This is a genomic window from Nocardia grenadensis NBRC 108939 (assembly GCF_001613445.1).
In the GTDB taxonomy this organism is placed as follows: Bacteria; Actinomycetota; Actinomycetes; order Mycobacteriales; family Mycobacteriaceae; genus Nocardia; species Nocardia grenadensis.
The window spans coordinates 1-9,615 of sequence record NZ_BDCJ01000046.1 but is presented as its reverse complement, the minus strand read 5'-3'; the positions used below and the strand labels follow the sequence as shown (position 1 = coordinate 9,615).

The following is a 9,615-nucleotide window of genomic DNA, read 5'->3' as shown; positions in this document are numbered from 1 at the left end:
CCGGCGGGGTGAAGCTGGTGCCGCCGGCGATCGGGCCCGGTACGGTCAGCGTGACGTTCCCACCCGATGTGGAGACGGTGCCGGCCACGGTGCCCCCGGAGGCGGTAGCCGAGACCAATGTCGAATTCGCCGGAGTCGGAATGGTCATCTTCAGGTTGCTGATGTTGTTCACGGTGAAGCCGGAAGCCGAACTGGGAACCGACGAGGCACCCGGTGTGATGGTGATGGCCACCGCGGAACCGGACGCCGCCGAGCCCGGTGCGGTGCCGGTGACCGATGTGGTCATGTTCGAGGTTTGGCCGATACCGAGGATCGTGCCCCGGCAGTTCCAGTTCACGCTGACGGGGTCGGCATTTGCCGGTGCCGCCGAACAAAAGAGGGCAGCGACGGCTACCGGAGCAAGAATGCCGGCACGAAGCAGGGACGAGGTCGATCTCATGGCTATCTCCAGAAATGTTGAGCAACGGTACGACCGGATGTCGAACCCTCCGAAAAGGGTTTTTAAAATATAACCTGTTCTCATCTATCTGTGGTCGAAATCATCGATCTAGACGTGCCGAAAAGAACCTTTCCGGAATTAACTATCCATTTTTAATAGTTAACTCCAGAAAGGTTTTCGAAGCGGGTCGACGTTTTCTTTGCCGCCTATCGGCCTGTCCGTCGCGGAATGGACAGGCCCGCAATTCGCTGGAATACATGCCCCGACCTGAGACTATATCCACTGCTGCCGGTACCCAGCTTTCATACGGTTACCGTCATGTGTCGGATGCCGGTTCCTCCGGCTCGGCGACAGCCTCGGCGGGCGGGCGGCGCGCGAAATCCGGTGCGTGTTCGGGTAGGGCGCCGCGGCCGAGGAGATACGGGGGAATGCTGCGCACCAGCGGAATCCGGCGCAATAATCGCAGGGTCCGGGGTGCGCTCGGGGCGCCGGCGATCTCGACCCGGCCGGTGAGAGCCGGCACGATCAGGCGGGCGTGCAGCACCCGCTGTACCGCCTGGATCACCGCGGTCGGGACGGTACGGCGGCGCTGTACTCGGGCCAGATCGCGGGTCGTCGTGGTTCCCGCGAGCAGCGGTGCGGCCAATATCCTGGCGGCGGCGACGGCGTCCTGGATGGCGAGATTGATGCCGACACCCCCGACCGGGGACATCGCGTGCGCCGCGTCGCCGATACAGAGCAGTCCGTCGACGTACCAGGTGCTCAGCCGATCCAGTCGGACATCGAGTAGCTTCACCTCGTCCCAACTGGTCAGGGCGTCGCGCCGGTCGTTCAGCCAGGGCGCGGCGTCGGCCATGCTGCGCATGATGTCCCGGACCGAGCCGCGTCGGGCTTCCGCGTCGGCACCCTTGGCGATGAGTGTGGCGCATTGCCAGTAGTCACCACGGTCGAGCATGACGGCGGCGCGGCGCGCGGTGACGACGGGGAGCGCTCCGGCGGGGTCGGTAGCGGTGCGCGGGAGACGGAACCACCACACGTCCATCGGTGTAGGCCAGCTCCGCGCCGGTAGTCCGGTCGAGGCCCGGAGTGTGGAAGCGCGACCGTCGCAGGCTACTGTGAGGTCGGCGTGGATCGCGCCGGTCGCGCCGGTGGCCGTCCGGTACGCGCAACCGATGACCTTGCCCTCGGCCCGAAGCAGTTCGGTCGCTTCGGTACTCATCCGCAGATGAAAGGTCGGTTCCGGCGCTGCGGTGCGGGCCAGCAGGTCCAATAGATCCCACTGCGGCACCATCGCGACGTACTTGTGCGGGCCGGGCAGCTGCTCGAACGTCGCGAGCAGCTGCGTACCGCCCGCGATCGGTAGCACTATCCGGCGCAACTCCCGGGCGCCCAGTTTCCCGAACTCGGCACCGAGGCCCAGCTCGTCGAGCAGGTCGAGGGTCGTCGGGTGCACGGTGTCGCCGCGGAAATCGCGGAGGAAGTCCTTGTGTTTCTCCAGTACGGTGACCTCGACCCCGGCCCGGGCGAGCAGCAGGCCCAGCATCAGTCCCGCCGGTCCGCCGCCGGCCACCAAGCAGGTTGTCCGTTCCACGAGAACTCTCCTTCGATCGCCGCGCGGTCCGGAGGTGTTCCTGAAATGCTAATCGGTCGGGCGACGACCCCGGCCAGGCCGTTCGGGCCGGATCATGGTTCGACCGCTGTCCCGGGGGCGGCGATACGGCTCGGCGGTCCGGTGGTGGCTGCCACGCGTCCAGGCGGTGGATACCCGGGATGGCTAGTCGTCACAGTGCGAGCTCGCGGCCGTGGTCGCGGCGACGACGGCCGCAAGGCGGTGTCGCGCTGGACCGTAATGCTCCGGGAGCGGATACGCCGCCGGGGTGCAGGAGACGGGATCGGGGGGTGCCGAGTGGCAATTTCACAGTTATTCTGATTCCGGCGGATGTTCCCCGAGGGTCCCGACGTCGGGGGTTGCGGCATTCCGGGTTCCACCGCGTGTTTGTCGGTTTTCGATGTTCGGTCAACTCCTGTCCGGGAGGGCGATATGCCAGCGAACGATCAGGAATGGAGCGAACCCGCGGCGATGGCCATCCCCAGGGAGGGCTACTTCGAGCTGGAGCGGGGTCGCTACGGTCCGACCTACCCGCGGACCCCCGCCTGTTACGGGTTCTCGATCATCGCGAAGGTCAAACCGGGCCGAGAAGAGGCGATACGCGCGTACGGGAAGCAGATCGAAGACGCCGTGGCAGGTAGTCCGAATGTGCTCGCGCCGCTGCGGCTCCACTATCTGCGATGGCAGCTGTTCGACGTCGGCTCCGGGTTGCACTTTCAATACCAGGGGATCTTCGATACCGACTTCGACAAGTACACCGAGGATGCCGTGGCCCTCTTCGGAAAGACCGGCATCACCACCGTGTTCACCAACCTCGAAGGGTTTCCCGAGGATTGGCGGGAGAATCCCGAGGCATTCGCTCGGTTCGTCCGCGAGCACCACGTCCCGAGTTTCCTCGAATACGGCGAGTACCCCTACGTCACCGCCGAGCGGATCAAGAAGGCGCTGCGGCTCGAGGCCGCGTTCTCCGACATGCTCGATCAGATGCAGTGATCGCCGTGCCGACCCTCGAGCTGGACGATATCCAGCACATCCTGCTGACCCGTACCCCGGCGATGACCGGCCGCTACGAGTTCCTGTCCTTCGACGATCCCGCCGGCGGCCGGGCCTGGCTGACCGCGCTGGTGGACCGGGTTCAGTCGGCTGCCGACGCACGCGCCACGATGGATAGCTCCGAGCGCTGGATCACGCTGGCCTTCACCTGGCGCGGGTTGGGGGCGCTGGGAGTGCCGGAGGAGGCGCTCGCCACCTTCCCGGACGAGTTCCGTGAGGGTATGCCCGCCCGCGCCGACATCCTGGGCGATACGGGGGCCGGCCACCCGGACAACTGGGTGGGTGGGCTGGCCGGTGACGACCTGCACGCCATCGCGATCTTGTTCGCCCGCACCGCCGACGAACACCGGCGATGCACGGCGGAGCACGATCGGTTGGTGGCCCGCTGCCCCGGTGTGCGTGTGCTGTCGTACCTGGATCTGAACGCGACGCCACCGTTCGACTATGCCCACGACCATTTCGGATTCCGTGACCGGTTGTCCCAGCCGGTGATGAAAGGATCCGGCGAAGAACCGACACCGGGGTCCGGTGCACCGCTCGAACCCGGTGAGTTCATCCTCGGGTACCCCGACGAGGCGGGGCCGCCCCGCGGACTGCCACAGCCGGAGGTGCTGTCCCGCAACGGCAGCTATATGGCCTACCGGCGGTTGCGGGAGCATGTCGGCGCGTTCCGGAACTATCTGCGCGAGCACGCCGATACCCCGGACGGGCAGGAGTTGCTCGCCGCGAAACTCATGGGCCGCTGGCGAAGCGGCGCACCCTTGGCCCTGGCCCCCGAACGCGATGATCCACAGCTGGGGGCGGATCCGCTGCGGAACAACGACTTCGACTACGCGGAGACCGACCCGCACGGCTACGCGGTGCCACTGGGCTCGCACGTGCGGCGGCTCAATCCGCGCGGCACCGCGGCGAATATGAATCGGCACAGGATGATTCGCCGTGGTGCCACCTACGGTCCGGCGCTGCCCGAAGACGCATCCGAGGACGGGGCGGATCGAGGCATTGCCGCGTTCATCATCTGCGCCAGCCTGGTTCGCCAGTTCGAGTTCGCGCAGAACGTCTGGATCAACGATAAGAATTTCCATGAATTGGGTAATGAACGCGACCCCATCTGCGGCGCGCAGGACGGCAGCCTGCAGTTCACGATCCCCGAGCGGCCCATCCGCAAGGTGCTCGCGAACCTGCCGGCCTTCACGACTCTCCGCGGCGGCGCGTACTTCTTCCTGCCGGGTATCGGAGCCCTCCGGTATCTGGCCTCCCTGGACAGTGGAGAGGTGACACGATGAGCACCCCGTCGCCGGCCCGCACCTACAACCAGGCCCACGTTCCGCGCAGGCACGACGGGCGCCGGCGGATAAGCATCTATTGGGCGTGGAGTTACCCGTGGGAAGCCCAACGCGATCCCGCCGAAATCTACAACCGCTTCTCCACCATGACCGAAGTGCGCAACGCGGCGTGGCCGGGTTACGAGACCCCCGCCTTCGACGCGGCGCACTTCCTGCAGGGTATTGCCGGCACGCTGGAGCTGTTCCACCGCTCCACGCTGGCGTTCCAGCGGTTGGCCGGTGCGGTGACCGGTCATCCCGTCGCCGTGTTCCAGCGCATCGACCAGGCCGGATACATACTGCCGATCGATGAGCGGATCCTGGCCGACACGGACACGCTGATGGTGTTCGGGCTCGACCACCTGCTCGCCCAGCAGGAAGCCGCACCCGAGGAGGGCGCCGCGGTCCGGGAGTGGCTGGAGCGTGACGGTACGTGCCTGCTGTTGGCGCCGCACCACGACGTCGGCTTCACCGACGACTATGCACAGCGGCAAACGGAATACGAGCATCACGGCGACCCGCTGGTACCCCGGCAACAGCGATTCGGCCGGTACACGCGTTCGCTGATGAAAGCCCTGGAAGTACCGGTGCACAACATATGGGGTCTGCGCCCGGCGGTCATCGACGCTACCCGGGAGATCGCCCCGCTGACCGCCTTTCGCGATCTGGATACACCTCGGCTGCTGGACGATGTCACCACATTCAACTTCCATCCCCATCTCCCGCATTACGAACTCACTGCGCCGGAGAGCGATTCGTTACGGGTCCTGGGTCGCCAGCGCGTCGACCCCGCGCGGCCGCACCCGTTCACCGCGGCCGGTAACACGGAGTTCAACGCGCTGATCTGGATGCCGCCGGCGGGCGGGCGGGCGGGCGATATCGTCCTCATCGACTCCACCAACTTCACCACTCTGTTCGGCGGCACCGACAGTCTCGAGCACCTCTGGCGCAATCTCGCGACCATGAAATGACCGAGGCCCGGCAGGCGGGGCCGAGCGCAAGAAGAAGGACGTGATCTACTCTCGGGCGGCCGTCGACGACACCTTCGACGCTCGCGCCGCGGTGGTGCCGGCGGGAGGTCCGCCAGGGTCAGTCCGGCGGTGTACGCGCCTTGACGGTGGTGCTCGATGTCCCGGTGTGTATCGGTGTCGCGTGCGGCGGGGTCGTCGGCAGTGTCCGGGCGACGGGATTCACCGTCTCGGAGGCGGCGGTCTCGCGCGCGAAGAAGGCGCCGATATCGCCGATCGCGCTCATCAACGGAGCCGGGAACACGACGGTGGTGTTCTTGTCGACGCCCAGTTCCAGGAGGGTCTGCAGGTTCCGTAGCTGGAGGGCGAGCGGGTGGGCCACCATGGTGTCGGATGCGTCGCCCAGGGCCGCGGCGGCCATGGATTCGCCCTCGGCGGCGATGATCTTGGCTCGCTTCTCCCGTTCGGCTTCGGCCTGGCGGGCCATGGCCCGTTTCATGGCTTCCGGCAGTTGGATATCTTTCAGCTCGACCAGGGTCACCTCGACCCCCCACTCCAGCGTGGTGGTGTCGAGGATCTGCCGGATATCGGCATTGATGGTGTCGGTCTCGGCGAGTGCCTGGTCGAGGGTGTGCTGTCCGACGACCTTGCGGAGCGTGGTCTGGGCGATCTGATCTATGGCGGCGTGCACGTTCTCGATGGCCACGACCGACTTCTCGGCGTCGATGACGCGGAAGTAGGCGACGGCGGAGATGTCGACGCTGACATTGTCGCGGGTGATGATGCCCTGGGACTGGATCGGCATGGTGATGATCCGCATCGATACCTCACGCAGTCGGTCGACGACCGGGATGATGATCCGCAACCCGGGTTCTCTGACTGCGATCACGCGTCCGAGGCGGAACAACACTCCTTTTTCGTACTGGGTCACCACCCGGACCGACAGCCACAGCATGATCAGTGTCACGACCACCACGGCGCCGACAATCACGAGTACGTTCACGACTTCTCCTAACCGTCTGGAAAGGGGCTCCGAGAGCGGGCGGTCGACGGCATTGCCGACGCATCGTGCAGCGATCGCGATCGTCGGCTCGACACGTACACACGCGATGGCCTTCACCCACCTGATTCAGGATGCGGCCTCGTACCCGGAGCTCACAGGGCCGAAGGGCATCGTCGGTCGAGTACTTCGCCGCCGGGGCGAAGAAACCGGGCATGCTGTCCGGATCCGAACAACCGAATCCCGCGTTCGGGGCGGCCCAGGGGTCCGACGGTGGGCGGCGATATTGCGCGCGACCGGTGGTTTCGTGCCGAGCTCGGTCGCGAGGCCGGGAGGTTCCGCATCGTCCGCGACAGAGGACTTTGGTCCTCGCGCAGACTGCCGATAACCGTATCCGCGCCGGTGCGGTGCGGTTCATACTCGGCTGAGCGCCGCTTGCTCAGGTGGAGCGCATTGTGTGCCTTCCGGCAGCGTCGCCGGAGAGGAGCGATCATGCAGGAGTTCGGACTGCCACCTCTGTATCAGGTCCACCCCGACGCGAACCTCACCGATCCGATCGACCGCAACGCCGAGCGATACCCGGATATCGCGGTGGTCAGCCGCAAGGTGGACGGCCGCTGGCGCGATATGACCGCTGCCCAGTTCCGTACCGAGGTGTTGGCGACGGCGAAGGGGCTGATCGCACACGGCATTCAGGCGGGGGATCGGGTGGCCGTCATGTCCCGCACCCGCTACGAGTGGACGTTACTGGACTTCGCGATCTGGTGTGCCGGCGCGATCACCGTACCGGTCTACGAGACGTCCTCCGCCGAACAGGTGGAGTGGATAGTCTCCGACTCCGGAACGGTCGCCATCGTCACCGAAACCGACCACCACACGGCCGTGGTCGCCGGCCTGCGTGATCAGCTGCCGAAACTGACGCATATTTGGCAGATCGATGCCGGCGCCGTCGCGACCTTGCAGGCGGCGGGGGCCGGGATCGGCGACACTGTCGTGGCCGCTCGCCGGGCGGCCCTGACGGCCGATCAACCGGCGACGATCGTCTATACCTCCGGCACCACCGGCCGCCCGAAGGGGTGCCTGCTGACCCATGGTAACTTCCTGGCCGAGCTGGGCAATATCACCGCTCGGCTGCCGGAACTGTTCCGCACCGGCGAGTCCTCGGTCCTGTTGTTCCTGCCCTTGGCGCATGTGCTCGGCCGGATCGCCGAGATCGCGGCGGCGTTCGTCCCGGTGGATATCGCCCACGTCGGCGATATCAAGGACGTCACCGCGGAGCTCGGGGAATTCCGGCCGACGCTGATCCTGGGTGTGCCTCGCGTTTTCGAGAAGGTGTACAACACCGCCCGCGCGCAAGCCCAGCTGACCGGCCGGGTCCGGATCTTCGATCTCGCGGCCACGACGGCGATCGCCTACAGCCGTGCCCGCGACAGCGGCCGGGTCCCGATCCCGCTCCGAATCGGGCATGCGTTGTTCGACCGCCTGGTCTACCGCCGGCTACGCGCCGCGCTCGGGGGACGCGCCACGCACGCTCTTTCCGGCGGCGCCCCGCTCGGCGAACGGCTCGGCCACTTCTACCGCGGGGTCGGATTCACCGTCTTGGAGGGCTACGGCCTCACCGAGACCTGCGGAGCCGCCACCTTCAACCCGGACGACCGGCCGAAGATCGGTACGGTCGGCCGGCCGCTACCCGGCTCCTCGGTTCGTATCGACGACGACGGGGAGATTCTGCTGCGTGGCCCGAATGTGTTCACCGGGTACTGGAACAACCCCCAGGCCACCGCCGAGACATTCCGGGACGGCTGGTTCGCCACGGGCGATCTCGGCACCCTCGACCAGGACGGATACCTGACCGTCATCGGACGCAAGAAGGAGATCATCGTTACCACCGCCGGCAAGAACGTCGCTCCCGCGGTCATCGAAGACCGCATCCGCGCACACGCTCTCATCGGCGAGGTGATCGTTGTCGGCGACCACAGACCGTTCGTCGGTTGCCTGGTGACCATCGACGGCGAGCATTTCCCCACCTGGAAACAGCTCAACGGCAAACCCGCCGAGGCCACTGTCGCCGATCTCGCCGCCGACCCCGATCTGCTCGCCGCGATCCAGGCCGCCGTCGACGACGGCAACCGAGCTGTCTCCCGGGCCGAGGCCGTCCGTAAATTCCGCATGCTGCCCACCGAGCTCACCGAGGCCAACGGTTATGTCACCCCCTCCTTGAAACTCAAGCGCAATATCGTACTGCGCGAGTTCGCGACGGAGGTCGACGCGATGTACAGCGGATAAGGGTTGTGCCAGTGAATTCCGACGTCGTTGAACGCCGAAGTCTTCCGTCGCACAGAGTCTGTCAGGCGTGACCGCGACGACAAGAATGACGTCACTGCGCACGTTTGTTTCCTCACGCCGTCGGTGCCTGTAGTTGATGTCGGTCAGCCGGCCAGTCGGCAGGTAGGTTCGCCGGTCCGTGTTTCGGATTTGAGTTTCACCGGCGCGATGCCGCCCGGCGTATGTGCCATGAGGGTCAGTGCGGTGTCGAGTAGGCCGGGAAATGCTTGGTCGACTTCGGTGGTTCGTAGGTGCACGAAGCAGCGGGTGCCTTCTTTGCGTGTGCGGGTCAGTCCCGCCGAACGCAACACTTTCAGGTGGTGACTCAGGGTCGATGGCGCGACCGGGACATCGAGTTGGCCCCATGCGACTTCGTGGCCGTCGCTGAGTAGCCGGATCAGCCCCAGACGCACCGGATCGGCCAGTGCGTGCATGACTTCGGCGAGCTCGACCTCGGCGAGATCACGATAATCCGGGGGCGTTGTTCGTACCACGCCACTGATGCTACCTTCACCATCATTCGATGATCGACGAATAACGAACAAAGGTTGTTATGAGTACCTCACCTGCACGATCCCTACCGGCGTGGCTGATCCTGCTCTTCGTCGCCATGCTCGCCCTCGGGACCGACGAGTTCGTGATCTCGGGCATCCTGCCCGCCGTCGCGGACGACCTCGATGTCACCGCCGGGCAGGCGGGCTACCTGGTCACCGCATTCGCGCTTGCTTTCTGCCTCGGTTCACCGGTCCTGGCAGTCATCACCGACCGGGTCGATAAGAAACGCATCCTGATCTGGGGATTGCTGATCTTCGCGCTGGCCAATGCTGTCATGGTCGTCGTCGATATCTTCTGGCTCGCGCTGGCGCTGCGCGTCGCCGCGGGGCTCGCCGCCGCAG

General features: G+C 65.9%; 8 protein-coding genes and 1 pseudogene. 5 read left to right on the top strand and 4 right to left on the bottom strand.

The window, feature by feature from the left end; translation table 11 throughout:
• Together NGR01S_RS31715 and NGR01S_RS29425 are read right to left on the bottom strand one after the other, a co-directional pair.
• Positions 1-523, bottom strand: a pseudogene (locus NGR01S_RS31715) (hypothetical protein); the annotation flags it as partial.
• Positions 524-755: 232 nt separating this feature from the next.
• Positions 756-2,030 carry an FAD-dependent oxidoreductase gene (locus NGR01S_RS29425; protein ID WP_063042645.1) on the bottom strand — a complete coding sequence of 425 codons (1,275 nt, stop codon included), beginning with the start codon at positions 2,028-2,030 and terminating at the stop codon, positions 756-758.
• A gap of 450 nt (positions 2,031-2,480) precedes the next feature.
• Here NGR01S_RS29425 and NGR01S_RS29420 point away from each other — a divergent pair, with 450 nt between their 5' ends.
• The 3 genes from NGR01S_RS29420 (at position 2,481) to NGR01S_RS29410 (ending at position 5,397) form a co-directional block, all read left to right on the top strand.
• Complete coding sequence (locus NGR01S_RS29420; RefSeq protein ID WP_063042643.1) at positions 2,481-3,041, top strand: hypothetical protein; 561 nt, start codon at positions 2,481-2,483, stop codon at positions 3,039-3,041.
• A 62-nt stretch (positions 3,042-3,103) separates the two neighbouring features.
• On the top strand, positions 3,104-4,387 hold the full coding sequence (locus NGR01S_RS29415; protein WP_063042649.1) for a Dyp-type peroxidase: 1,284 nt from the start codon (positions 3,104-3,106) through the stop codon (positions 4,385-4,387).
• Entirely contained in the window at positions 4,384-5,397 is a 1,014-nt protein-coding gene (locus NGR01S_RS29410; RefSeq protein WP_063042641.1) for a hypothetical protein, read from the top strand. The genes NGR01S_RS29415 and NGR01S_RS29410 overlap by 4 nt, the downstream gene beginning before the upstream one ends.
• 118 nt (positions 5,398-5,515) lie before the next feature.
• On the opposite strand, the gene NGR01S_RS29405 is transcribed toward NGR01S_RS29410, so the two are convergent.
• On the bottom strand, positions 5,516-6,349 hold the full coding sequence (locus NGR01S_RS29405) for a slipin family protein (protein ID WP_174551767.1): 834 nt from the start codon (positions 6,347-6,349) through the stop codon (positions 5,516-5,518).
• Positions 6,350-6,886: 537 nt separating this feature from the next.
• On the opposite strand from NGR01S_RS29405, the gene NGR01S_RS29400 reads away from it, so the two are divergent.
• Positions 6,887-8,680, top strand: coding sequence for an AMP-dependent synthetase/ligase (locus NGR01S_RS29400; protein ID WP_063042637.1), 1,794 nt, complete (start codon positions 6,887-6,889; stop codon positions 8,678-8,680).
• A gap of 143 nt (positions 8,681-8,823) precedes the next feature.
• On the opposite strand, the gene NGR01S_RS29395 is transcribed toward NGR01S_RS29400, so the two are convergent.
• Complete coding sequence (locus NGR01S_RS29395) at positions 8,824-9,213, bottom strand: ArsR/SmtB family transcription factor (protein ID WP_245664829.1); 390 nt, start codon at positions 9,211-9,213, stop codon at positions 8,824-8,826.
• A 59-nt stretch (positions 9,214-9,272) separates the two neighbouring features.
• Here NGR01S_RS29395 and NGR01S_RS29390 point away from each other — a divergent pair.
• Positions 9,273-9,615: MFS transporter (locus tag NGR01S_RS29390; protein WP_157107506.1), on the top strand; the 343-nt coding region annotated here is incomplete at its 3' end.

What these genes read in the sequence shown, in the direction of transcription:
- NGR01S_RS29415 (WP_063042649.1), top strand. Translation starts at nt 3,104, where the DNA reads ATGACCGGCCGCTACGAGTTCCTGTCCTTCGACGATCCCGCCGGCGGC.
- NGR01S_RS29405 (WP_174551767.1), bottom strand. Translation starts at nt 6,349, where the DNA reads ATGCTGTGGCTGTCGGTCCGGGTGGTGACCCAGTACGAAAAAGGAGTG.
- NGR01S_RS29410 (WP_063042641.1), top strand. Translation starts at nt 4,384, where the DNA reads ATGAGCACCCCGTCGCCGGCCCGCACCTACAACCAGGCCCACGTTCCG.
- NGR01S_RS29420 (WP_063042643.1), top strand. Translation starts at nt 2,481, where the DNA reads ATGCCAGCGAACGATCAGGAATGGAGCGAACCCGCGGCGATGGCCATC.
- NGR01S_RS29400 (WP_063042637.1), top strand. Translation starts at nt 6,887, where the DNA reads ATGCAGGAGTTCGGACTGCCACCTCTGTATCAGGTCCACCCCGACGCG.